23 protein-coding genes are annotated in these 23,570 nt (G+C 41.8%); 12 read left to right on the top strand and 11 right to left on the bottom strand.

Features of this window, described 5'->3' with window-relative positions; translation table 11 throughout:
• Positions 1-215: 215 nt before the first annotated feature.
• Positions 216-1,094, bottom strand: coding sequence for an AraC family transcriptional regulator (locus ABIC84_RS17390; protein WP_354486131.1), 879 nt, complete (start codon positions 1,092-1,094; stop codon positions 216-218).
• A gap of 831 nt (positions 1,095-1,925) precedes the next feature.
• Here ABIC84_RS17390 and ABIC84_RS17385 point away from each other — a divergent pair.
• The 3 genes from ABIC84_RS17385 to ABIC84_RS17375 are packed head-to-tail and all read left to right on the top strand — an operon-like array spanning position 1,926 to position 4,490.
• On the top strand, positions 1,926-2,690 hold the full coding sequence (locus tag ABIC84_RS17385) for an MlaE family ABC transporter permease (RefSeq protein WP_223266281.1): 765 nt from the start codon (positions 1,926-1,928) through the stop codon (positions 2,688-2,690).
• 11 nt (positions 2,691-2,701) lie between these two features.
• Entirely contained in the window at positions 2,702-3,475 is a 774-nt protein-coding gene (locus ABIC84_RS17380) for an ABC transporter ATP-binding protein (RefSeq protein WP_429264350.1), read from the top strand.
• 25 nt (positions 3,476-3,500) lie between these two features.
• The gene (locus tag ABIC84_RS17375; protein WP_429264349.1) at positions 3,501-4,490 is read left to right on the top strand and encodes an MlaD family protein; all 990 of its coding nucleotides are present in this window, start codon (positions 3,501-3,503) and stop codon (positions 4,488-4,490) included.
• Between the two features lie 375 nt (positions 4,491-4,865).
• On the opposite strand, the gene ABIC84_RS17370 is transcribed toward ABIC84_RS17375, so the two are convergent.
• Positions 4,866-6,032 carry an acyltransferase family protein gene (locus ABIC84_RS17370; RefSeq protein WP_429264348.1) on the bottom strand — a complete coding sequence of 389 codons (1,167 nt, stop codon included), beginning with the start codon at positions 6,030-6,032 and terminating at the stop codon, positions 4,866-4,868.
• Between the two features lie 246 nt (positions 6,033-6,278).
• On the opposite strand from ABIC84_RS17370, the gene ABIC84_RS17365 reads away from it, so the two are divergent.
• The 8 genes from ABIC84_RS17365 to ABIC84_RS17330 all read left to right on the top strand — a co-directional run bounded on the left by ABIC84_RS17365 (position 6,279) and on the right by ABIC84_RS17330 (position 13,685).
• Positions 6,279-6,743, top strand: coding sequence for a hypothetical protein (locus ABIC84_RS17365; protein ID WP_373612768.1), 465 nt, complete (start codon positions 6,279-6,281; stop codon positions 6,741-6,743).
• Entirely contained in the window at positions 6,727-7,224 is a 498-nt protein-coding gene (locus tag ABIC84_RS17360) for a hypothetical protein (RefSeq protein WP_429264347.1), read from the top strand. The genes ABIC84_RS17365 and ABIC84_RS17360 overlap by 17 nt, the downstream gene beginning before the upstream one ends.
• A gap of 110 nt (positions 7,225-7,334) precedes the next feature.
• Positions 7,335-7,889 (top strand): DUF1572 domain-containing protein, encoded by a 555-nt coding sequence (locus ABIC84_RS17355; protein WP_429264346.1) that lies wholly within the window; start codon positions 7,335-7,337, stop codon positions 7,887-7,889.
• A gap of 288 nt (positions 7,890-8,177) precedes the next feature.
• Positions 8,178-8,498, top strand: a complete 321-nt coding sequence (locus ABIC84_RS17350) for an ArsR/SmtB family transcription factor (protein ID WP_090528388.1) — start codon at positions 8,178-8,180, stop codon at positions 8,496-8,498.
• The gene (locus ABIC84_RS17345; RefSeq protein ID WP_429264345.1) at positions 8,495-9,460 is read left to right on the top strand and encodes an SRPBCC domain-containing protein; all 966 of its coding nucleotides are present in this window, start codon (positions 8,495-8,497) and stop codon (positions 9,458-9,460) included. The genes ABIC84_RS17350 and ABIC84_RS17345 overlap by 4 nt, the downstream gene beginning before the upstream one ends.
• A 316-nt stretch (positions 9,461-9,776) precedes the next feature.
• On the top strand, positions 9,777-11,306 hold the full coding sequence (gene guaA, locus ABIC84_RS17340) for a glutamine-hydrolyzing GMP synthase (protein ID WP_090529629.1): 1,530 nt from the start codon (positions 9,777-9,779) through the stop codon (positions 11,304-11,306).
• Entirely contained in the window at positions 11,263-12,519 is a 1,257-nt protein-coding gene (locus tag ABIC84_RS17335) for an ABC transporter substrate-binding protein (RefSeq protein WP_429264344.1), read from the top strand. The genes guaA and ABIC84_RS17335 overlap by 44 nt, the downstream gene beginning before the upstream one ends.
• Entirely contained in the window at positions 12,516-13,685 is a 1,170-nt protein-coding gene (locus ABIC84_RS17330; RefSeq protein WP_429264343.1) for an RsmB/NOP family class I SAM-dependent RNA methyltransferase, read from the top strand. Before ABIC84_RS17335 ends, ABIC84_RS17330 begins: the two co-directional genes overlap by 4 nt.
• Before the next feature lie 50 nt (positions 13,686-13,735).
• Here the strand turns inward: ABIC84_RS17330 and ABIC84_RS17325 are convergent, their stop codons facing one another.
• The 5 genes from ABIC84_RS17325 to ABIC84_RS17305 form a co-directional block, all read right to left on the bottom strand.
• Complete coding sequence (locus ABIC84_RS17325; protein ID WP_426585295.1) at positions 13,736-14,335, bottom strand: hypothetical protein; 600 nt, start codon at positions 14,333-14,335, stop codon at positions 13,736-13,738.
• A gap of 41 nt (positions 14,336-14,376) precedes the next feature.
• On the bottom strand, positions 14,377-14,949 hold the full coding sequence (locus ABIC84_RS17320) for a MarC family protein (RefSeq protein WP_090528400.1): 573 nt from the start codon (positions 14,947-14,949) through the stop codon (positions 14,377-14,379).
• Positions 14,950-14,962: 13 nt separating this feature from the next.
• Positions 14,963-16,126, bottom strand: a complete 1,164-nt coding sequence (locus tag ABIC84_RS17315) for an MFS transporter (RefSeq protein ID WP_426585293.1) — start codon at positions 16,124-16,126, stop codon at positions 14,963-14,965.
• 97 nt (positions 16,127-16,223) lie between these two features.
• Positions 16,224-17,780, bottom strand: coding sequence for an amino acid permease (locus tag ABIC84_RS17310; protein WP_429264342.1), 1,557 nt, complete (start codon positions 17,778-17,780; stop codon positions 16,224-16,226).
• Positions 17,781-18,092: 312 nt separating this feature from the next.
• Positions 18,093-18,455 carry a hypothetical protein gene (locus ABIC84_RS17305; protein WP_426585291.1) on the bottom strand — a complete coding sequence of 121 codons (363 nt, stop codon included), beginning with the start codon at positions 18,453-18,455 and terminating at the stop codon, positions 18,093-18,095.
• A gap of 151 nt (positions 18,456-18,606) precedes the next feature.
• Here ABIC84_RS17305 and ABIC84_RS17300 point away from each other — a divergent pair, with 151 nt between their 5' ends.
• Positions 18,607-18,945 carry a single-stranded DNA-binding protein gene (locus ABIC84_RS17300; RefSeq protein WP_090528414.1) on the top strand — a complete coding sequence of 113 codons (339 nt, stop codon included), beginning with the start codon at positions 18,607-18,609 and terminating at the stop codon, positions 18,943-18,945.
• A gap of 147 nt (positions 18,946-19,092) precedes the next feature.
• Here the strand turns inward: ABIC84_RS17300 and ABIC84_RS17295 are convergent, their stop codons facing one another.
• The 4 genes from ABIC84_RS17295 to ABIC84_RS17280 all read right to left on the bottom strand — a co-directional run bounded on the left by ABIC84_RS17295 (position 19,093) and on the right by ABIC84_RS17280 (position 23,527).
• Complete coding sequence (locus ABIC84_RS17295; RefSeq protein ID WP_426585278.1) at positions 19,093-19,761, bottom strand: DUF6624 domain-containing protein; 669 nt, start codon at positions 19,759-19,761, stop codon at positions 19,093-19,095.
• A gap of 36 nt (positions 19,762-19,797) precedes the next feature.
• Entirely contained in the window at positions 19,798-21,231 is a 1,434-nt protein-coding gene (locus ABIC84_RS17290) for a hypothetical protein (protein WP_429264341.1), read from the bottom strand.
• Positions 21,232-21,321: 90 nt separating this feature from the next.
• The gene (locus tag ABIC84_RS17285) at positions 21,322-22,755 is read right to left on the bottom strand and encodes a PAS domain S-box protein (RefSeq protein WP_426585274.1); all 1,434 of its coding nucleotides are present in this window, start codon (positions 22,753-22,755) and stop codon (positions 21,322-21,324) included.
• Between the two features lie 67 nt (positions 22,756-22,822).
• Entirely contained in the window at positions 22,823-23,527 is a 705-nt protein-coding gene (locus tag ABIC84_RS17280) for an SDR family NAD(P)-dependent oxidoreductase (RefSeq protein WP_426585272.1), read from the bottom strand.
• Positions 23,528-23,570 lie beyond the last annotated feature (43 nt).

The following is a 23,570-nucleotide window of genomic DNA, read 5'->3' as shown; positions in this document are numbered from 1 at the left end:
TTGTCAGAATACTACAATCCTGGTTTAAAAATGGCCAAATACAATAAATTCGACGAATTCATAAATTCCAAAAATTCGAGTTCAGACACCCTAACTGTCATTACTCAAAAATGAATTTATTATCAGCAACTTTATAATACTTTTTTAACCTTATATTTAACTTTATCGATAGGCTGATACATTTTTAACCAGCCATGAAGCCAAATAAATACCAGTTAAATAAATACGCGGTTTCCGGTATAGGTTTCCCTGAATTCTTTGGGAATACACATTTTTTTACGCTTAAAGATCCTGTTGAAATTGGAGATATTGTTAAAGCCGCATTTATAGGCAATTTCGGCTACCGTGGTTGTAGAGTCAATAAGCATCCTGGAAGCATGCCCAAGCCTGATCTCGTTCAAACTGTCAATAAAGGTTTTGCCCGTGCGCTTTTTGATAAACCTGCTAAATGAAGCTTCGGGCATATTGGCAATTTTAGCTACTTCGGCAAGGGTGATTTGCTTGTTATAGTTAATGTTCATGTGCTCAAACACTTTTTCGATGCGGCGGCTGTTGTAGTAAAACTTCTCATTTGTAAAGCTTGGATCCGACAGCATTTTCATATTGCGAGAAATTGACAGGTCATGAAGAATGGACAGAAGCTCTAATACGGAGTCAAAACCGCTCTTTTTATCCAATTGCATAATCCTGTCTTTAAGCGCGTAAATAGTGTCCGATGAGAAAGAAATCCCCCTTTGCGAGCGCTCGAGCATGCTTTTTACAAAACTTAACTGATTTCGCTTCAGAAACTTTTCATCAAACAGATCTTTATGAAACTGGATGGTAACTTCAGTTATATCTTCGCTTTGACATTGGTGCGTAAACCAGGCATGGTATAAGTTTGGGCCTATCAGCGCCAGCTCTACTTCTTCAATAACCTCAATATGGCCACCCACTACCCTTTTGGCCCCTTTGGCGTTGATAATTAAATTAAGCTCGTATTCGTCATGATAATGAAGCGGAAAGTCAAATTTCTTTTTTACCCTCGAAAAAATAGTAAAACAATCACTTGGCGTTAGCGGAGTTATCTCCCGCATTACATTACTTGTAGTCATAAAATCCCACTAAAATAAGTTTACTAATTAATGATACTAATTTAACACTTTTATACTTTCAAAATGTCAATTAAACAATTAATTATTAATTTTCGTTACTTCATCGCCTATTATGCCTCCTTACAGCACCGTAACCAATTAAAATGTGCCTGCAGGGTTTAACGTTAGTTGTATGGCAAAATCACAGTTAACCTCACTATCTGATAATTTGCCGTTAATATCAAGCCGTGAAAACTCAAATGAATTTGGCAGCGCGTTTTAAAATGCCTGGTAATACAGTATAATATAAGGCAACTTATCAAAATTTTACACTTCATTAACTAATATTTTAGGGGCTGTACTGCGCTATATAAATTTTAACTTTTAGGTTTGCAGACAAATTGGTTTAAACATTTAACCCAAACGGTCAAAGGTTTATTTAGCCGTAATTTAATCTGTCATTAATACTGTATTGATAATTTGCCGGCAGAGATTTTGGCCGGCCTTTTGCTACAGCATTTTATAATTGATTTAGCATCAAATGTACTTTTAATGCACGGGCAAGATGTAATACTTTTTTTTCATTATTTAGTTTTAAATTACCAAAAACGTTTAAATTACTACTGTAAACACTCAAAATAAAGCATCGATGCCTAATACTTTTATGTCATTTTATCAATTAACAAACTCTTTTTAAAACGATTTAAAAAGTTGCCCAAAGTATCTTAGTGAAATAAAACACGGTACAGCAAACAAACACCTGCGGGTTTTGTAGAGTTACCATACGCATATACAAGTACATTTTTAATGGACAATACGCAAAGCATAACCAGGCATACAAACAAAAGATTCGTGAAGCTTAAACAAAGCCTGAGCGACTTTTTTTTAACGCTTTATCGCATAAATCAGTTTATCATCCGCTTTTTTAAAGAAGCTTTTGTACCGCCTTTTGAACTTAAGGAAGTTATACGCCAGTGTTATGAAGTAGGTGTGCGTTCATTTACCCTGATATCGGTTACGGGTTTTATTGTGGGGGTTATATTTACCAAGCAATCAAGGCCATCATTATCACAATTTGGCGCCGAATCGTGGTTGCCCTCGCTGGTATCTATAGCCATTATGCGTGCGCTTGCGCCATTGGTTACCGCACTGATAGCATCCGGAAAAGTAGGCTCAAGCATTGGCGCCGAGCTGGGATCCATGCGCGTTACCGAGCAGATAGACGCGATGGAAGTATCGGGCACCAAACCATTTAAATACCTGGTATGTACCCGCGTGCTGGCTACCACGCTTACTATTCCAATTTTATCAACCTATACAGGCTTTGTGGCTTTATTTGGCGGGTATTTAAATGTAACCATGAACGAAGGCACCACCTGGACAACTTTTATACAGGAAGTTTTTGAGCCGCTAACCTTTACCGATTTTGTGGCATCGCTTATAAAATCAATTGTATTTGGCTTTACCATTGGCATTGTGGGCTGCTACCAGGGCTATAACTCCAATAAAGGAACCGAAGGCGTGGGTAAAGCTGCAAACGGCGCGGTAATTACCGCCATGTTCCTGGTGTTTATTGAAGAAGTTATTATTGTACAGATAACCGGCTGGTTCCGCTAATTTATGGAGATATGAAAAAGGCAGCAGTACAGACAGATCATAATAACCCGGTTATCAGCATCAGGGGCTTAAAAAAAGCTTTCCAGGATTATGCCGTGCTCCGCGGTATCGACCTTGACCTGTACCAGGGCGAAAACCTTGTGGTGCTTGGCCGCTCAGGTACAGGTAAGTCGGTACTGATCAAGATCATATCGGGCCTGCTTAAACCCGATGAGGGTATGGTAAAAGTATTCGGCCAGGACATCGCTCATATTACCGAAGATGACTTACAAAAATTACGCATCCGTATAGGCTTTTCGTTTCAGAACAGCGCTTTGTACGATAGTATGACCGTGCGCAAAAACCTGGAGTTCCCGTTGGTGCGTAACAAACGTAACCTTACCCGCGCGGAGATCAATACCGCGGTTGAAACGGTGCTTGACGCGGTTGGACTTTCGCAAACCATTAACCAGATGCCATCCGAGCTTTCGGGCGGGCAGCGTAAGCGTATAGGCATTGCCCGCACGCTGATCCTGAACCCCGAGGTTATGCTGTATGATGAACCCACTGCCGGCCTCGACCCTATAACCTGCATCGAAATCAATGACCTGATTAACGAGGTGCAGCAGCGGTATAATACATCATCCATCATTATAACACATGACCTGACCTGCGCCAAGCAAACCGGCGACAGGATAGCCATGCTCTTAGACGGGCAGTTTCAGCGCACCGGTACTTTCGACGAGGTGTTTAACACCACCGATAGCCGGGTGAAACCATTTTACGATTACAACTTTATTGAATAACACTTAGATAAGATATACCATTATCATGGATCCAGCAGAAAACAGAAAATCGATCATAGTAGGCATATTCCTGGCACTCGGGCTCATATTGTTTATATTGGGGGTATTTACCCTGGGCGGCCAGCAAAAAGCCTTTGTTAAAAATATAAAGTTAAGCGCCGTATTTACCGATGTTGCCGGTTTAAAGAAAGGTAACGCCATTTGGTTTTCGGGCGTTAAAGTTGGTACTATCAGCAATATCAAATTTATCGGCCCGTCAGAGGTCCAGGTGTATATGAATGTTGATGAGGCTACACAGCAATACATCCGCCGCAACGCGATGGCCAAAATAGGCTCAGACGGTTTGATAGGTAATAAAATTATTGTGATAGAAGGCGGAACCGCACAGGCACCGGTAATTGAAGATGGTGACGTACTGCAATCCGAAAAAATGCTCTCGACCGATGACATGCTTAAAACCCTGCAGGATAATAACCAAAACCTGTTAGCCATCACTAACGATTTTAAATCATTAAGCCATAACATATTGCAGGGTAAAGGTACCGTTGGCGCATTATTAGCCGACAGCACCATGGCGATACAACTGCGCGGCGCCATGCGCAACCTGCAGGCCACTACTCAAAGTGCTGCTTTAATGGCTGTACAGCTTGACCAGTTTAGCCGTAAAATGAACACCAAAGGCGGCCTTGCCGATAAAATGCTTACGGATACAGCTACCTTTGCTCAAATTAAACAGGCTGTAGGCCAACTGCAGCAAACCGCAGCAAACGCTTCAACACTTACCAGCAATCTTACCAGGGCAAGTAACAAGCTTAACACTACCGATAATGCTCTGGGTGTATTATTGAACGATCCCAAAGCGGCGGTGCAAACACAATCGGCCATTAATAACCTGCAGGCAGCATCTATCAAATTAAATGATGATCTGGAAGCTGTTCAGCATAACTTTTTCCTGAGAGGTTTTTTCAAAAAGAAAGAAAAAGCAAAGGCTGATAGTTTGAAAGGGAAACAGTAATTACTTAAAAACTTATTTCTATTTCCTTTTTGAGTGGCTCATGCCGTTGTTGGTGTTGTCACCAACAACTTTTTTGCCTGTTTTGTCTCTTATAATCACGAAATCACCATTTGCTATGCACGTAGTAATTGAGCGGCGCGGAGTTGTTGGTGACAACACCAACAACGGCGAAGACTTTTAAAATACAATTCTTTTTAAGTCCCTCTCTCCCGGAGAGGGATTTAGGGTGAGGCAAAAAAAATGCGTTCCGTATCTCACCCCGGAACGCAATCCCGACAACATCTCATTGATATCGATCAATTATCAACAATCAGATACTTAAATAAACAAAATTTTAAAATATCCGATTGTTTACACCTAATGTCCTTTTTCAGATCAAATAATTTTATTTACACCGGGGACTTTCACCAGCATCGACGACAACAGAAAACTGCCTGTCACAGCCAGCGGACCAACAATCAACAATTTATAAGCCGGATCCATTGGCCAACTTATGGCAGCCACCGAAAGGGAGATGAGCACCAAGGGATGAAAAATATATACGCCGAATGCTGCACGCGACATGCTTTTCCCAACGGCGGATTGCCCTGTCCACTTATGCTTCGCGATGATCAATAAGGCTGACATAATGAAAATACCTGTAAACTGTTCCCAAAAGGCGTACATTAACGATTGCCAGTGCCCCTCTCCGCTAAACGTTTCGATAGAACTATGCGTGCTTTCTTTTATAAAATAAATTGCCGGAAATACCGCAAAAATCATAAAAGCTGACAGCCATGCAAACAACCTACCTGTTTTGATATCAAAACTGTTAAGCCAGTTGTTTCGTGATGCTATTATTCCCATCCAAAACATGCCTATGTATTGCGCAAAATGCCCTAATTGAAAGCCAACCGGCTTAAGTATCCACCCAATTGGAAAAACCATTCGTACGATATATGAAATTAACCCTAATGCCGCAGCAAATATGATAATGGAAAAAGCTGATGGCGCTTTTTTTAACTGTTGGCTTTGGGGCCTTATCATTGAATTGATCAGCACAAAAATTAAGCTGAATAACAATAAAGCAGCTACAAACCAAAGTACCCCAAAATCTATCCATCCATCAAAACCACCTAAATATTGAAGATAGGTAACCTGATGCCCTTCAGCAAAACGGTACACAATATAACTCAGCACCGGCGACAGGATAAATGAGTAAAACACCAGCGGGACACCTAAACGCTTTAATCTGTCGGCAGTAAAACGTGCAGTGCTTTTCTTTTGCAATGACGACGCCGTAAAGTAGGCCGAAATAAAAAAGAATAGACCCATAAAAAACGACTGATTTACGGCCACGAAAAGCGACATAGGTATAATTGCCCCTGTATGTGTTGTTTTATCCGTAAAATACCAGCCTCCCGGCGCTCCGTAAGTAATAAAAGTATGGTGCAGCACCACCAAAACCGTCAGCGCAACTTTTAAATTATCAATATAAAGCAGTTTTGAAGTGGCCGGATTCAGGACGTTATTTTCAACAGGGGGAGGATCGGTTAACAGCATATTAGGGAATTGTTTCAGACACTAAGATACCATAAACTTCTACATGTTACACCCGTGGCTGCATCGTAGTAAATTATATACAATTACAGGCAATAAAAGCGATGTGAAATCTCCCCTTTTTACTTCGCACATTTTGCGTAATTTCTCTTTAATTTGCAACATATCTTCGATACATTTCGTTGAATATTAAAAACATACCATTTAACGGACCCTAATTTGAATACGCGGTTACAAACATCTGCACCCATGGGCCAGAGCAAATCGGCAGCCGTACTTAACCTGTACAACAGTTATTCAGCAAAGCTTTTAGGCTACATTTATGAGGTTGTGCAAAATAAGCCGATAGCTGAACAGTACCTTTCAGCTGTTTTTAACGATGTACCAAACGAGCTTGAGGAATTTTCAAAAAGCGGAACAAGCGCCTTTTGTCGTTTGCAAATCATGGCGCGCGAAAAATTGGTCCACTTTTTTGAGGCGTTAGAAAATGATACCGATAAAAGAGCCTGGGAAAATTTACCCTGGGTCAATAACCGGTATGTAACTTTAATGCCCCCCTTTCAACAGCAGGTTTTTTGCGATATTCATTACCAATGCAAATCGGCAGGAAGCATTGCTATAGAACTGAATAAAACAGAAGAAGAAATCAGAAAAACGTTAAAAGAATGTTTTACCATTATCAGGAACGGGAGGAACAATGAAAGAGTACATTGATAGTGGCATACTTGAAGTTTTTGTAATGGGCGCAGCTACCGACGAGGAAGCAAGGGAGCTAATGTACATGAAGGCAAAATACCCTGAAGTAAATGAGGCCCTGAAGCAATTGGAAACAGATATGGAAAAAATAGCAGGTGAAATGGCTATTTCACCGCCTCCGCATATGTGGGAAAAGATAGAAGATGAGATAGACGGCCTTATCCGCCTGGAAAATCCGGCACAACCGGTTAAATTCCGCACTTCAGGCGATGATCAGAATAAGCATAAAAAAGCACCTCCCGAGGATCAATTCATCTCGATTGAATCGGAATCGAACCATATGCGCCTGCATAAATCGTGGCGCTGGATCTTTGCTGCTGTGTTTGTGCTAGGGAAGATCTTTTTAGGCTTCGCGATATATTTTTACCTTGAAAACCGCCAAACCAGACAACAATTACAGGAGTTAAAAACCGAGATCAGGGAATTGAAGAAAAGATAGAGGTTGGTGGTTGGAGATTAGAGGTTAGATTTATTTAAAAAAATATTTGAGGTATCCCGAGGGATGCCTTTTTTGTTGTTTATTAAACCACCACCTCTTAACTTTAGCTTATGGAAAACGACTATCTAACCAGTGTAAAAAAGCAGTTTGCTTATTACAAATCCCTCGGCGAAAAAACGTTTGAACAACTTACCGACGAACAATTATATTGGCAATATAACCCCGAATCAAACAGCATTGCCATGATCGTGAAGCACATGGCAGGCAATATGATTTCCAGATGGACTGATATTTTTACTACTGACGGCGAAAAACCCACCCGTAACCGGGAAGCTGAATTTACCCCTTCTACCCCCACCCGCCAAACAATTACCGAAACCTGGGAACAGGGATGGCAATGCCTTTTTGATACGCTTGATAAACTAACCGCCGACGATCTCGGTAAGATAGTCTATATCCGCAACCAGGGCCATACGGTTATGGAAGCCATTAACCGGCAACTGGCCCACTACCCCTACCATGTTGGCCAGATCGTTTTTTTAGGTAAGATGCTTTGCGATGAAAACTGGCATTCATTATCCATCCCCAGGGGGCAGTCTGAAAATTACAATGCTGATAAATTTGCTCAGGAAAAGCGAAAGGTTCATTTTACGGATGAGAAATAGCTTATTCAACCCATGAATTAAAAACACGTTCTCTGGGCTGTTAAAACGATATTTTTGAATGTAGAGACGCATAATTGCGTCTCCTGCTTGCCATTTACGCTACCTGATACGCTTTTGAAATCGGCCTGTCCTCTGAGAGACGCAATTATGCGTCTCCACAAAATTCATTTTTAAACAATTCCCGGCATCACGCTTGAAATCGCAGCTTTAAACATTTTTCGAATAAATTTCCGCAACCGATTAATTGCATTTATATTTGCAATCGAACGGTTGCAAAAAGAGACTTTTATGAGAAGAGATGTATTTCAGGCCATTGCCGATCCTACCCGCAGGGCCATTATTAGTTTGCTTGCTTTGCAGGCTATGACACCCAATGCCATTGCCGAACATTTTCAAAGCAGCAGGCAAGCTGTATCCAAGCATATTCAAATCCTGAGCGAATGCCAGCTGGTTAATCAAAAACAAACCGGTCGTGAAATTTATTATCATTTTAACGCACAAAAAATGAAAGAAGTGGATGTTTGGATGGACCAGTTCCGCGCCCTGTGGGAAACCCGTTTTAGCCAGTTAGATAACGTGTTACAAAACCTAAAAAACAAACAGTCATGACAAACAACGAAACAGTATTCACTAAAGACCTGCAAAACAAAAGGCTTAATGTGGTAAGAACTTTTGACGCGCCACTCAATTTAGTATGGCAGGCATGGACCGAAAGTGAGATCCTTGACCAGTGGTGGGCACCAAAACCTTATCGCACCGAAACAAAAACAATGGACTTTAGGGAAGGCGGCTACTGGTTATACCAGATGGTTGGCCCGGAGCATACTGAACATCCAACATGGTGCAAGGAAGAGTATAAAACCATCGTAGTTCCGCAAAAAATTGCCAATGCTGTTTCCTTTTGTGATGAAAATGCGGTAACCAATACCAATTTCCCTGTTATGAACTGGGAAAAGAACTTTACAGGCGAGGGTGAGCATACTACCGTTAACATCGATATCTATTTTGACAAAGTGGAAGATATGCAAACCATTGTTGGTATGGGCTTCCAGGAAGGCTTCACTGCCGGCTTAAGCAACCTGGATCATTACCTGAGCACAGCTTTCAGGATCAGGAAAGACCTGAAGCCCAACAACTCGCCGAGGGTTACCACCTATTTAAACTTCCCGGGGAACACTGAAGAGGCTTTAACCTTTTACAAAGAGGTTTTTAAGGGTGAGTTTACCGGCAAAAAACTTACGCGGTTCAGTGATATAGAGTTGCCGGCTGAGGTCCGGATGAACGAAGCTGATAAAAAATTGATCATCCACGGCGAACTTACCATTATGGGAGGCCACGTACTAATGGCTACCGACGCGCCGGAGAGTATGGGCTTTAAACTGCAAACCGGCAATAATATGCACATCAACGTTGAACCCGAAAGCCGCGAAGAAACCGAGCGCCTGTTCAATGAACTTTCGGCCGGTGGTGTGGTTACCATGCCATTGAGCGATATGTTCTTTGGGGCATACTTCGCAGAGTTTACTGATAAGTATGGAATTAACTGGATGTTGAATTATCAGAACGCCTGAACCGGGATTTGGGGGATTTTTGGATTAGTGGGATTTTAATTGCGATTTTAATATAGCATAACGTCCCATCAGGGTCTCTCGCAGAGGACCCTGATGTATACACCATTCAGGTCCGTGTCTTGTCCTGAAAATCTACTTGCGCCCGTTTGCAACGAGCGCTTAACGTGGCTCAGCGATTGCATCGCGAATCGCATTACAAATGCGGAACCATATTAAGCACTCATCACAAATGAGCGCAAGTTCATCGGCAAATCATCAAATAAAAAAATCCGAAATCCCAACTCCCAATTCCGAAATCAAAATCCTATCTTTGCCCATGCAAGAAAAAATCCTCATTCTTGACTTTGGTTCGCAATTCACCCAACTTATAGCGCGCCGCGTCAGGGAGCTCAATATTTATTGTGAGATCCACCCCTTCAATCATTATCCCGAAATTGACAGCACTGTAAAAGGTATCATTCTTTCCGGCAGCCCTTATTCTGTAAGGCAGGAAGATGCTCCTCATTTCGAATTTGAAAAATTCCATACCACACGCCCTATTTTAGGTGTTTGTTACGGTGCGCAGTATGTTGCCCATTTTCATGGCGGCGAAGTATTGCCTTCAAGTACCCGTGAATACGGTCGCGCCAATTTGGAATATATTAAACAAGATAATCCATTGTTTAAGGATGTTCCTGGTGGCTCACAGGTGTGGATGTCGCACGGCGATACCATTGCTACCATTGGCGATAACTTTGAGGTAATTGCAAGTACCGATAGCGTTAAAGTTGCCGCTTACCAGGTAACCGGAACCCAAACTTACGGCATCCAATTTCACCCGGAAGTTACGCACAGTATTGACGGCAAGCAATTGCTGCAAAACTTTTTGGTTGACATTTGCGGTTGCAAACAAGACTGGACACCTGATTCATTCATCGAAACCACAGTTGCCGCTCTTCGCGAAAAACTGGGCGATGACAAAGTAGTACTTGGTTTATCAGGCGGCGTTGATTCGTCGGTTGCGGCAGTATTGCTTCACCATGCTATCGGCAAAAACTTACACTGTATATTTGTTGATAATGGCCTTTTGCGTAAGGATGAGTTTGAGCAGGTGCTTGATTCATACCAGCACATGGGCTTAAACATAAAAGGCATCGATGCCAAACAACGTTTTTATGACGCGCTTGCCGGCTTAACCGATCCAGAAAAGAAACGTAAAGCTATCGGCCGCGTGTTCATCGAAGTATTTGATGATGCCGCGCACGAAGTACAGGATGTGAAATGGCTTGGCCAGGGCACAATCTATCCCGACGTTATCGAGTCGGTATCAGTAAAAGGCCCTTCAGCTACCATCAAATCGCACCACAACGTTGGTGGTCTGCCTGATTTTATGAAACTTAAAGTAGTTGAGCCACTTAACACTTTATTTAAAGATGAGGTAAGGAAAGTAGGTAAAGCTTTAGGTATCGACCCTAATATTTTAGGTCGCCACCCTTTCCCGGGCCCGGGCCTGGCTATCAGGATTTTGGGAGACATCACGCCTGAAAAAGTAGCGATATTACAGGAAGCTGATGCAATTTATATAAACAATTTACGTGCTGCCGGGGTTTACGATAAAGTTTGGCAGGCCGGCGCTATATTTTTACCGGTACAGTCGGTAGGCGTAATGGGCGATGAGCGTACTTACGAAAACGTGATCTGCCTCCGTGCCGTTGAATCGGTTGACGGGATGACCGCCGACTGGTGCCATTTACCGTACGACTTGCTGGCCAAGATCAGCAACGAGATCATCAACAACGTAAAAGGAATTAACCGGGTAGTATATGATATCAGTTCAAAACCACCGGCCACCATTGAGTGGGAATAAGTGGTTACCGTTTTTTTGCATAGCCTTGCTGCTGGCCGCGTGTTCACCCAAAACGCGGCCGGTAGCAACTACCGTAAAAAAACCGACTGATACCGAAAAAAAGCCCGGCAATACTACCGAAAAACTATCAGATAAGCCCTCGGAACAAAAGGTGGCTACTATAGCCATGATCCTGCCTTTAAATCTTGAACATTTAAATCCGGCTCAAAAATATAGTCCTATACAATTGAGCCAGGCCAATATCGCTGTTGAATATTACCAGGGATTTAAGCTCGCCCTTGATTCACTTACAGCATATGGCAATAATTATAAGCTACAGATCTTTGACTCAAAGGATGAGGCTATGCAGGCGCATGATCTGGCTTTAAACGCGTTTATACGTTCAAGCGATTTGATAGTCGGCCCGGTTTTTCCGGATGGGGTGAAGGCATTTTCCGGGGCGTTATCATATTCAAAGGGGCCAATTTTATCTCCCTTATCGCCTGCCAATCCAAGCACAATTAAAAGCAAAAATTTAATCACTGCTATTCCGCCGCTTGAATATCATGCCTGGGGCGCAGCCGAATATCTCAACAGAACGGTTAAGCCTAAAAAGATCTTTATTCTGCGTTCGGGCTTTAACCAGGAAAATGATTACGCTGTTAATTTTAAAAAGGCTATCGACAGCTTAAGCAAAAAGAAGGTAAAGGTTACCAATGTATATGTGGTACGAGGAAAACTCAGCAGCCTGCTGCCGCAGCTTTCTAAAACAGAGAAAAATGTGTTTGTGATCCCTGCAACCGATCAGGCATTTTTAGGTGTGACCCTCCGATCGTTAGATACATTGAACAAACACTATCCGGTTATGGTGTTTGGGCACCCAAGCTGGGAGAAGTTCAGTTTCCTGAAACCGCAACTTTTACAACGTTTGAATACGCATATTACCTCTACCGAAAAAATAAATTACAAAGCGGGGGCTACAATAACATTTTTACGTAACTATAGGCGTGCTTATCACGTTGAACCGACCGAATACGCCATTAAGGGTTTTGATGAAGGATTGTATTTTGGAAAGCTACTCTTTACGGATAAAGGTATGCAATCTATAGAAGGAACGGATTTTACAGGTTTGCATAACGGCTTTCATTTCATCAAAAAGCCGGGCCTGGGTTGGATCAATACCCACGTAAATATATTAATGTATACTAACTTTGAGCTAAAACAGGTAGAATGAAGGCTATAAATCAGCTTAAAACGTTTCAGCGAATTTTGGGTGAATACCCTGCCGATACGCCACTAAGTAAATTTTTACCCGGCTTTTACCGGCAAAACAAACAAATGGGCTCAACCGACAGGCGGGTTGCCAACCGGTTAGTATACAATTACTTTCGCCTGGGCAGGGCATTGCCTGATGTTTCTGAAGATGAACGCCTGTTAGTTGCCGAGTTTTTATGCAACACCCAAACCAACTCTTACCTGCAACACTTCAAACCAGAGTGGGCTGTATGTATTGGTTTTAGTGACGATGATAAACTGGCCCTTGTAAAAACCGCCTACCCTGATTTTAAACTGGCAGATGTTTTCCCATGGAGCAGACAGCTTTCAGAAGGGATTGATAAAGAAGCTTTTCTGAAATCATTTTTTTGCCAGCCCGATCTGTTTATCCGTGTGCGCAACGGTTATGATCATTTGGTAAAGGCCGAACTAACCAAAGCCCAGGTTGTTTTTAAAGATGAAGGCAACGGCTGTTATTCGCTGCCCAATGGTACCCGCCTCGAAACCATATTTCCCAAACAACACTGGTTTGAAGTGCAGGATTATTCATCGCAGCAAACAGGGAATTATTTTAAGCCTCAGCGCTGGGATAGCTGGTGGGATGCCTGCGCAGCATCGGGTGGTAAATCATTATTGCTGCATGAAGATGAGCCTAACATCAAACTGGTTGTATCCGATATCCGCGAATCTATACTGGCCAACCTTGATGAGCGTTTCCAATTGGCCGGATTAACCAAATACCAGAAAAAAGCACTCGATCTTACCCAAAACATTGATTCAGTGATGCATGATTACGCTTTCGACGGGATTATCCTGGATGCCCCCTGCAGTGGCTCGGGCACCTGGGGACGTACACCCGAAATGATAGCCCAGTTTGATATGCACAAGATCGAGTTTTTCCAAAAGCTTCAGAAGAGTATTGCCCAAAACGTGATGAAATATCTTAAGCCCGGCAAGCCGCTCATCTATATTACCTGTTCTGCCTTTAAAGGTGAGAATGAAGATGTAGTTGATTATTTAGTAAACGAGCTTGGTTTAAAACTGGAAGAGAAAGCGGTATTAAAAGGCTATGAACGTAAGGCGGATACCATGTTTGTGGCAAGGCTGAGCCCCCCGGCCCCCTAAAGTGGGAGTGTATAGTAGATAGGTGTTATAATATCCGTAGCCAGAAATAGCTATTTAATTCTTTCAAGATGCTTCCTGATATTTTTAAGTGAGGTTGCTTTATCTGCATACACTTCCTCTAACCTATCAACGATATTTATTTCCTGAATCAAATTCATAAAGGTTTCTTCACCTAAATAACCCGTTAAAGCTATATCAACGGCAATATCCCGAATGGCACTGTTTCCTTTAAAATCAGATATATTGATGTCAATATCTAATGTTCCATCGTCAAAACGGTAAAGGATATATTTCCAATCGCTGGCATCCACTATGACGTTTTTACCTGTTTCATTTTCCATTTCCCAGGTACCGGCCCAATCTTTGGGTGGTTTGGATGGCAAGAATTTCCAGCCAGGACAATCGGGTGCCATAGTAATTATCTTTCGGGTAAATTCTAATTGTGCAATATTAAGATTGGGAGAGATAGCAAAAAATAATATATTTTCTTCCCATGGGCCAATTTCCCAATCAAAACCACCAAGCTCGCCAACATGTTTATCCAATAAGTTAACGAAATAAGCATCATTCGGATTCATCAATAAATCTGCCGAAACAGTTTTAAACCAATCCCAAAATCTTGATATACTCTCTGAGTTCAAATCAACCATATATAATTAGAATCAACACTCCCCTTTAGGGGGCCAGGGGGCTACAAATGCGTATTACTCCGGAAAAGCTTAATCGCGATAGCCAATAAAATAATCCCAAAAGCTTTACGCAGCACGCTTAAACCTATCGGCCCAAGCAGCCTTTCAAGCCATTTTACATTTTTTAGCACCAGGTAAACCACAAGAGTATTCAGCACAATGCCCACAAGGATATTTTGTGTTTGATATTGCGATTTAAGGGAAAGCAGCGTGGTCATAGTCCCGGCACCCGCAATAAGCGGAAAGGCAAGCGGTACAATGGATGCGGCCTGTGGCAATTCCTCTTTAAAAAAATCGACACCCAGGATCATTTCCATGGCGATGATGAAGATCACCAATGAGCCCGCAATGGCAAATGAAGAAATATCCAGACCTATTACAGCAAGCAGTTCATCCCCTATAAAAAGGAACGTTACCATAAGCACCAGCACAGCTATGCTGGCCTTTTCCGATTCGATATGACCTACACGCTGCCTGAGCTGAATAATTACCGGTATGGCACCCAAAATATCAATAATTGCAAAAAGGATCATCGTAACCGAAATGATCTCTTTAAAAATAAACGGGTGCGGCATGGTGTCTTTGAATTTATTCTTTTTTCTTTAACCGGATACTTAGCAGCAATGCCGCCAAAATATAGCATGAAGATAAGAAGAAAATAGCATGTACAGATAGCAAAGCTGCAAAGCCTGCGGTAACCGGGCCGAGGGTTTGCCCTATGGAAGCATACGATTGGTTGATGCCCAAGATCTTGCCTTGTTCTTTATGGTCAATATGATCGGCAATTATGGCGTTGAGCATAGGATTACGCAAACCGTTAAACAGGCCATAAATACAAATGCCCATAACAAAAGGAATAAAATGATTGGTGAGCCCGGTAACAAACATAGCTACAAGGCATAGAAATGTAGAAAGCAACAGGATCATTGATTTAGATGAAAACCATTTGGTGAACAGCGGCACACAAAGCTGCATGATAATACCGCTTACTCCGAAACCGGCATACAAAATACCGATCTGCGTAGGGTTGATCTTCAGTACATCAACAGTAAAAGTTTGAAATGCTATGATCATGGTAAACTGCGCCATGGTAAGCATAAAACCGGTAAACACAGTTGTGCCGATAACCGGTCGTTTAAGTGTAGTTATCAGCGAGGTAAACGAAAATGTAGTTTTTTCCGAGTTCTTTTTTGTTTTATCGGGCGGGTTGGTTTCCTTTAAAAAGAACAGGCTGCAAAGTGTGCCTATAAGTGAAATGCCAGCCGCAAAAAAGAAAGGTACCTGCATACCATACCTGTTCAGGAAACCACCAACGGCCGGCCCAATCACAAAGCCAAACCCAAAAGCAGAACTTAGTATACCGAACCTTTTTGCCCTATTATCCGGCCTTGCCGTATCCGATACCATGGCCTGTGCCACAGAAACATTTCCTCCTGTTAGCCCGTCCAAAATCCGGGCTGCAAAAAGCATGATCATGCTCCGGGCTTCGGCAAAAAGGATAAAGGAAATACAGGTACCTGCCAGGCTGATCACCAGTAAAGGCTTTCGTCCCCATTTGTCAGACAGGGAACCCAAAACCGGTGTGGCAAAAAACTGAGCTACTGAAAAGGATGCGGTGAGGATACCTAATGTTTCGCCGGTAACGCCAAAGGTTTTACCATAAGAGTAAAGTATCGGTACAATAATGCCGAACCCTAACGAGTTGATGATACATACAAATACTAATACCCACAGGTTTTTATCGCCCTTCATGAAGCGGTATCATTGGTTTACTGGTATAAAAAGAGAATGTAACAAAAAAGGTTCTGAAAATTCAGAACCTTTTTTGTTTATGATAACATTGTTATGATTACTCAACAAATTTAGGGTTGATAGGGTTATTAGCACCTTCAACTTTACCATGGCGTACATGTGAACGTTTGATACTGTAACCAAAGTAAACGGCAAAACCGATCAGTAACCAAACGATAAGCCTTGCCCAGTTTTCCCAGCCTTCGCTCGCAATCATACACAGGCAAATGAGGGTACCAAGCGGGCAAACTATCATATAAGCCGGAGTTTTGAACGGGCGTTCAATGCCAGGGTCGGTTCTCCTTAAAATAAAGATACCAATACATACAAGCACAAAAGCAAACAGTGTTCCTATACTCACCATATCGCCTACATATTTATCAGGAATAAAACCGGCAAACAATGATACAAACACAAAGAATAACCATTGCGATTTGTAAGGGGTACGGAACTTAGGGTGTAGCTTTGAGAATACTTTAGGGATCAAACCATCGGTGCTCATGGTATAAAATACACGGGTTTGGCCCATCAGCATCACCAGGATCACCGAAGAAAAACCTGCAAGTATCGATACGGTAACAAATGAAGCCAGCCATCCATAACCAGGCATAGCGGTTTTGATAGCGTAACTTACTGAAGCTTCTTTACCCTGAATCAGGAAATCTTTGTATGATACTAAACCTGTTAACACGTGCGAAAACAGAATATAAAGTGCAGTACAAAACACTAACGATATCAAAATACCTTTTGGCATGTCTCTCTGTGGGTTCTTAGCTTCCTGAGCGGCAGTTGAAACCGCGTCAAAACCAATAAAGGCGAAAAACACAACGCTTGCACCGCGTAGTACACCAAGCCATCCGTGGTTAAAGGTATCGGCATAGTCAACTACGCCGGCACTCACTTTAATTTTACCTGCATCGGCAGGGATGGTATATGGGGTGTGGAACGCTGGGTTAATAAAATGCCAGCCTAAACCAATGATCATCAATACTATGGCAACTTTTACAATTACGATGATATTATTCACAACTGCCGATTCTGCAGTACCACGAATCAATAACAGCGTTAACAGGAACAGGATCAGAATAGCCGGCAGGTTAACAATACCTCTTGTACCCATTTCGGCGGCGTACATACCTGCAGTGGTATTTGACACTTCCATAAACGAGTGCGACCATGCGTATGGTATATGCACGTTAAAGAAAGTGGTTAGAAATTCATTAAAATACTGCGACCAGCCAATTGCAACTGTAGCGGCACCAAGCGCGTATTCAAGCACTAAGTCCCAGCCAATGATCCAGGCAATAAACTCGCCCATGGTAGCATAAGAATAGGTATAAGCAGATCCAGCGATAGGAATCATACTGGCAAATTCTGCATAGCACAAACCGGCCAGGGCGCAACCGGCGGCTGCTATAAGGAATGAGATGGTAACCGCAGGCCCGGCATGTTCACCTGCCGCAGCTGCCGTACGAACGAAAATACCGGCACCTATAATCGCGCCGATACCGAGTGCTATAAGTGAGCCAACGCCTAAGGTTCTCTTGAGCGACTTCTCCGTCTCTGCCGAAGCAGCCATTAGTTGAGCAATCGGTTTTTTAATAAATAATTTCATTTTAAATTAGTAAGATCAGTCAAAAATTAAAAATTTACATTTCCCCAAACGTACTTAAATTTATTGAAAACATAAAGCGCCGAATGAAACAACAGTTAAGTATTAATTATCAAAATATTAAACTGTTAAATGCTATTAAATCTATAGAGAATCGGATTTTAAAGCTGAGTACAGAACGCCTAAAGTTCAAATCAAATAAACCGGCAAATCCCACAGCAAACTGCCACTCTCTATAAACTGCTACTGCCACTCACTGCAAATTGCTCACTGCTACTGCCAACTGTTACTGCCACTCAAGCAAACTGCCCACTGTTACTGCTCCCCTTCCCGTTTCACCAGCAACACTTCATCATTATCTAATAACAGGTAGCCATACTCATAATTAAAAAAATAGGTCGACCCGGTTTTGGTTTGATAAATACTGGTAATATGGTCAAAATCAAAACCTTTTGCAGTAAGCTTTTTTCGGGTTGTTTTGGTTTTGCCCGTGGGGTTCAGCTCTTCAAGCACGCGGCGGTTACGGCGAAGGATATTATTGATATTACGCACCAGGTTGTAGCTATTACTATTGAGCTGGTTATTGTAATTATTGCGGCATAGATCATTACAAAACTTTTTGTCGGCACGGCCTTGTAGGGCTGTACCACAATCTAAGCATACTCTTTCCTGGTTCATAGCATAAAGGTAACGATTAAATTATCCGTTTGCAAACGCTTACAAACGGATACTATCGACTATAAACGGTTAATATCCGGCTAATTTTTCTTGCCCTCCCCACCTTTGTATCGTTAATTCAAACAAACAATAAACGATAAATATTAAAACTATGAACTCATTAAGAAACAGTGTACGCCTAGTAGGCAACTTAGGTATGGATCCGGAAGTAAAAGTATTCGACAGTAATAAAAAGATGGTACGCCTGTCCATAGCCACCAACGAAAGTTATAAAAACGATAAAGGCGAGAAAATAACCGATACCCAGTGGCATAACCTGGTTTTTTGGGGGCCACAAGCCAAACTTGCCGAAGACCTGCTAAAAAAAGGTGATGAAGTTGCTGTAGAAGGCAAACTGGCTAATCGTAATTACACCGACAAAGATGGCGTTAAACGTTATGTATCCGAAATAGTAGTTAATGAGTTTTTAAAAGTGGGCGCAAAAGGCTGAAGAGCAAATGGCGATACGCCAAAAGCTGTGGGGCATTGGCGGGTAAAATCGGTAGATACAAGAGCCCAGGTATCGCCTAAAGAAGAACACCCTTTACGGGAAGCTTGAGCGTAGGTTTAAGCTTCCCGTAGGTATTTATCTGGAACGTTATCTGATATTCTGCGCCTGAACTAATTTCTCTATCTCTGGCAGTTGCTTCTTATATCTTTCTGCATCCCAGTTTTTAGAGTAATCTTTCATTGGCGGCATCCCCATTGCCCTGCGTCGGTCATCTAAATGATCAACATCAACAATAGGATAGACATATATTTTGCCTGTTTGTTTATCTGTAAATCCCTGGCTGCCGTAAACTTGCTTTTTGCCGGTCCGCATATTGATCCTGTCTTCAAGAATGGCAAGGTTGCTTGAAAGTATTTCGCCGTTTTTCTCCGCGGTTCTGATCAGTGGTAAGTAGTTTTGCTGCGTTTGCAAATCGGCATGTTGGATTACCAGGAACAAAGCCTGGCTACCTGTAATACCTACTTTTTGTGGACCAAGCCAACCATACTTTGTTAGTATAGTATTTACCCTGATCAAATTTTGACTGTCAGTTTTATGCATAACGTCTTGCAGGCTATCGGCAACGTTGATTTGTGCATTATCTCTTTTTGCCTGCAGATATTTTATTCTAACCGATTGATCTGATTGATAAATAGAATCCAAAACTATCATTAATGACCTGTTTAACTTACTACTATCAATGGTGAATGTGGTAACCTGCGCAAAAGAAGCAGCACACACAAACAAGAAAAAACTAATGCAAATCAAATATTTCATTCTGCACAGGCTTATATCCACTCATTTGCTGATTACTTATATCTGCGTTTTACACCAGGATACGATCATGGGGTAAAGATCGGCCGTTTTTAAGTTTCTATTTTGGCGGTGTAAGCGTAACAGCTCCTGATCAAATTCTTTAAAGTGGATAAAATTCCGACGCTCTACCATTAGAGCTTCGCGGCGTTCAATCACATAATCAGCTACCGGTTTGTCATAATTATCAGCTATATAAAGACAAAAAGCGGCGTGGGTCATATATTCATTAAACACGCTGACAGGGTTTTCATAAAAATCGCTGCTATTACCTGTCTTGGCCCAAACAGAACGCTTTGAAAATATGCTGTCAATTTGTTTAGCGTATACACTTGTTGTAGGGTTAATATAATTATGATCTATCTCCGTAAATACAATGCCTGTCATTAAACCTTCGCGTTGTTTTTCTGAAAGTTCTTTTTCACGGTCATACCTGTCTGTTCCGCATATAAACATCGCATTTTCGGTAAATAGTTTATTTTCGTCGTAGTCATAGGTAGCATAACGTTGTGTACTGTGCGAACCGCCAATAAGCGGAGAGGATACTATCCTGTATGATTGGTACTTCCGTTTCGGAAATTGATTTTCAAGCCAGGTCCACATTTGCCTCACCGGTAATAGTGTCTTTTGACGTGCAAGTTGTTGCCGGTAATAAGGTAAATTCTGCTGATAAAACTTCCTGAAGTTAGACTTTGCAGCAAAATCTTCAACCAATGGCTTTAGCTTTCCAAACAAGCTGCTATCGGCAAGTTCATTGCCATAAACATAATAGTAAGGCCCGTTGAAAAGCAATTTTGTATTTTTTGAACCGGGTACTGTATCCTGGAAATTAAACGCAAAACTATTTTCCCGGAACTCATAGTATTTACTGCCGTAAAGACTATCCGGAAAACTCAACGCTTTAAACACTTTATGGTCCATATAAGGTTTAAACCAACTTACCACCTTTTTATAGTAATCACCTTCTTTGTTCAGATCAGTAGCTTTTTGCCCGGCAGGCGAAAGCGTCCAGATGATATTGGCCAGCTCATAAGGTTCGGGGATATCAAATTGTATATTATTAAGATTTTTTGCCATATAAGCTTTCGGGAAGGAATTAGAGATATCATTAAAGTGAAGTCTTAAAGTACTACTACCTTTTGGCGATTCAAGCTTAATGTATACTACGTGACCGTATGGCAGGTTATTATGATAGTTTATCTTCACAGAATCTTTCCCGTAGTAAAAAGTAGCATATATGCCAGTTGTGGCATCAGTACCGGGGCTGGTTTTGAGGCCGCTGACGCAATAAGCTTCTTTTCCAGGAAATTTTGAAAAACTAAGCCTGACCGAATCGTCGGGGCAAAATAAGGTTTTAGGATAGGTTTCGGTTACAGCTTGCCCGAAAGCGGCATTAATGATCAATAACGTGATAAGTGTAAATAAAAGGCGCATAGGTTTTATATTATACCCCAATTTAAGAAATTCCTACACAATTACCTACTTTAAGATGTAAAAAATATAACCATTGATTAAAACTCGCAGTTACGCATCAGCCCCGAATGCCTTAATATACGCGGTTCTTTCCACAATAGAATGAATAACCCCGTCAAGTTGCTGCGATGTAGTATCAATATGCTCGATGATCTCCTTGTTGAGTGGGTTTTGCAGATCATCGTTATCAAACAGATTAACTAAACCCAAAATAGTAGCTACCGGCTTACGCAATTCGTGCGAACTGATATTGGCTATGGTTTGCAGCCTGTGGTTTTGCTCGCGTATGTTATCTTCGGTTTTTTTGCTTTCTATCAACACCCTCAAAATATTCACCGTGCGTTCAATGATATTTAACTCCTCCTTATTTGGCTTACGCATGGTATGGTAATAAATGCCAAATACAGCCAGAACCTTTGAGTTTTTCGAACTCATTACAGGCGACGACCAGCAAGCCTTTAGTCCGTACGGTTTAGCAAGACCAACATAATCAGCCCAAAGCGGGTCGTTTTCAATGTCGCTTACTATAACCTGCTTACGGTGAAATGCCGACGTACCGCACGATCCTACATTGGGCCCTATTGATAAACCTTCCAGTTGATTACTGTAAGCCTGTGGCAACCGCGGACCGGCAAGCGTATGTAATTTCTCCTGCTTATCGTCAACTTCCAAAACAGAACAGATCATATCCGGGAAGATCCTTTCAATTCCCATAAGCAGCTCGGTAGCAGATTGCGCCAGCGTATATTGTGACATCGCGTTTAATTCCAGCACCTTCTTTTCAAGCTCCAATACCCATTCCTGCATTTTTATTTCCGTTATATCACGTATAAAAACAGCCAGCTGATCCTGATAAGGGTATATATTGATCCGAAGCCAGCTGTTTGAATAGGCATTTAAATATTGTACCTGTATGGATTTTTTGCAGGTTAACGAAAGTTGAAACTCGCTCTCTACCGATTCAGTTAAACCAAGACTTTTAATCTCCATAAAATTGGCCTCAGCAAGTTCGGTTAAACTAAGGTTAGTCATAGCCTGGAACGCCGGATTAAAGGAAATTATATCCCAGTTGGCATCAAGTACAATAAAGCCTTCATTGAGGCTTTGAATAGTATGTTGAACAATATCATCTTCTGATTGGCCAATCATGCCGGCCAGTGTATTCCCGCTCGAATAAATCAGGTTATCATCCTCATTCAGTATTACCGACCAGATAATACTAAAGTAACACCCGTCTTTAGCTTTAATACGGCTTTGATAGCCAACTAATTTTTTATTAAGCAGAAGGCTGTTTTGTGACTCTGTCTGGCGTTCTTTATCTGCCGGATGGCATATAGCTTCAATATTTATACCCGTTAATTCCTCATCGCTATAGTTAAGAGTATTACGAAAAGCATGATTGGTATGCATGATCACGCCATTCATATCCATGACAAAAAAAATATCTTTTGAATGAGTAAAGAGTGACGTAAACCTTGTGTCCATACGCGGCAGGTATAACATAGTTATAATAACTAAGTTATAAAAAATGTTTGCAATATTATCTAATATTTCAAGGGGTAGTTGCTGCTACAGGTATTATTTTTCCGTTAAAAAATTTGCTCCCGGTTAAGGCAAAATCGGCGATATATTTTCCCATTTCAAATGCCATTACCGGCGATTGATAACCCGGGAAAGCTTGTTCCAGCATCTCGGTTTGTGCCGATCCTAAAGCCAGGCAATTTACTTTAACACCTTGTTCAGTAAATTCCTGGGCCAAACACTCGGTTAGTGTATGCAAAGCTGATTTACTTGCCGAATAAGCCGCAAGGCCCGGAAATTTAGCACTCCCTTGAAAGCCGCCCATACTGCCAATATTAAGGATATGTGACCCGGAAGGCATTAAAGGTACTAAAGCCTGGATAGCGCGCACATGGCCAATAAAGTTGCTTTGCAGCATCTCTACAAAATCCGATTCGAGCAATTCGGTAAAAGGTTTATTGATGAGCACACCTGCATTATTGATTAAAATATCAACCCGGTTATCAAAATGCGATGCTACAAAATGCTGTAAGCCTTCATAATCGTCATGTACAATGTCAAACTTTAAGGCAAACAACTGGCAATCGGGGTTTAAGCCGTGGGCTATCTCCAACAAACGCTCCAGCTTATCCTGTGAACGGGCCAGTGCTATTACCTTGTGGCTACCTGATAGTATCAGTTCAATTACGGCTTCAAAGCCCACGCCGCTGCTGGCGCCGGTTATTATAATGTTCATATGCCCCCTACCCCCCTAAAGGGGGAATGATTATTTATTATTA

It is taken from the genome of Mucilaginibacter sp. 3215 (assembly GCF_050433785.1).
GTDB lineage: Bacteria > Bacteroidota > Bacteroidia > Sphingobacteriales > Sphingobacteriaceae > Mucilaginibacter.
The sequence above is the reverse complement of the archived record's forward strand: the minus strand, read 5'-3'. Positions and strand labels throughout refer to the sequence as shown.

Bases quoted from the DNA above. Each gene is read 5' to 3' on its own strand.
- ABIC84_RS17390 (WP_354486131.1), bottom strand. From the start codon at position 1,094: ATGACTACAAGTAATGTAATGCGGGAGATAACTCCGCTAACGCCAAGT.
- ABIC84_RS17380 (WP_429264350.1), top strand. From the start codon at position 2,702: ATGAAAAAGGCAGCAGTACAGACAGATCATAATAACCCGGTTATCAGC.
- ABIC84_RS17375 (WP_429264349.1), top strand. From the start codon at position 3,501: ATGGATCCAGCAGAAAACAGAAAATCGATCATAGTAGGCATATTCCTG.
- ABIC84_RS17370 (WP_429264348.1), bottom strand. From the start codon at position 6,032: ATGCTGTTAACCGATCCTCCCCCTGTTGAAAATAACGTCCTGAATCCG.
- ABIC84_RS17365 (WP_373612768.1), top strand. From the start codon at position 6,279: ATGGGCCAGAGCAAATCGGCAGCCGTACTTAACCTGTACAACAGTTAT.
- ABIC84_RS17360 (WP_429264347.1), top strand. From the start codon at position 6,727: ATGAAAGAGTACATTGATAGTGGCATACTTGAAGTTTTTGTAATGGGC.
- ABIC84_RS17355 (WP_429264346.1), top strand. From the start codon at position 7,335: ATGGAAAACGACTATCTAACCAGTGTAAAAAAGCAGTTTGCTTATTAC.
- ABIC84_RS17350 (WP_090528388.1), top strand. From the start codon at position 8,178: ATGAGAAGAGATGTATTTCAGGCCATTGCCGATCCTACCCGCAGGGCC.
- ABIC84_RS17345 (WP_429264345.1), top strand. From the start codon at position 8,495: ATGACAAACAACGAAACAGTATTCACTAAAGACCTGCAAAACAAAAGG.
- guaA (WP_090529629.1), top strand. From the start codon at position 9,777: ATGCAAGAAAAAATCCTCATTCTTGACTTTGGTTCGCAATTCACCCAA.
- ABIC84_RS17335 (WP_429264344.1), top strand. From the start codon at position 11,263: ATGATATCAGTTCAAAACCACCGGCCACCATTGAGTGGGAATAAGTGG.
- ABIC84_RS17330 (WP_429264343.1), top strand. From the start codon at position 12,516: ATGAAGGCTATAAATCAGCTTAAAACGTTTCAGCGAATTTTGGGTGAA.
- ABIC84_RS17325 (WP_426585295.1), bottom strand. From the start codon at position 14,335: ATGGTTGATTTGAACTCAGAGAGTATATCAAGATTTTGGGATTGGTTT.
- ABIC84_RS17320 (WP_090528400.1), bottom strand. From the start codon at position 14,949: ATGCCGCACCCGTTTATTTTTAAAGAGATCATTTCGGTTACGATGATC.
- ABIC84_RS17315 (WP_426585293.1), bottom strand. From the start codon at position 16,126: ATGAAGGGCGATAAAAACCTGTGGGTATTAGTATTTGTATGTATCATC.
- ABIC84_RS17310 (WP_429264342.1), bottom strand. From the start codon at position 17,780: ATGAAATTATTTATTAAAAAACCGATTGCTCAACTAATGGCTGCTTCG.
- ABIC84_RS17305 (WP_426585291.1), bottom strand. From the start codon at position 18,455: ATGAACCAGGAAAGAGTATGCTTAGATTGTGGTACAGCCCTACAAGGC.
- ABIC84_RS17300 (WP_090528414.1), top strand. From the start codon at position 18,607: ATGAACTCATTAAGAAACAGTGTACGCCTAGTAGGCAACTTAGGTATG.
- ABIC84_RS17295 (WP_426585278.1), bottom strand. From the start codon at position 19,761: ATGAAATATTTGATTTGCATTAGTTTTTTCTTGTTTGTGTGTGCTGCT.
- ABIC84_RS17290 (WP_429264341.1), bottom strand. From the start codon at position 21,231: ATGCGCCTTTTATTTACACTTATCACGTTATTGATCATTAATGCCGCT.
- ABIC84_RS17285 (WP_426585274.1), bottom strand. From the start codon at position 22,755: ATGGACACAAGGTTTACGTCACTCTTTACTCATTCAAAAGATATTTTT.
- ABIC84_RS17280 (WP_426585272.1), bottom strand. From the start codon at position 23,527: ATGAACATTATAATAACCGGCGCCAGCAGCGGCGTGGGCTTTGAAGCC.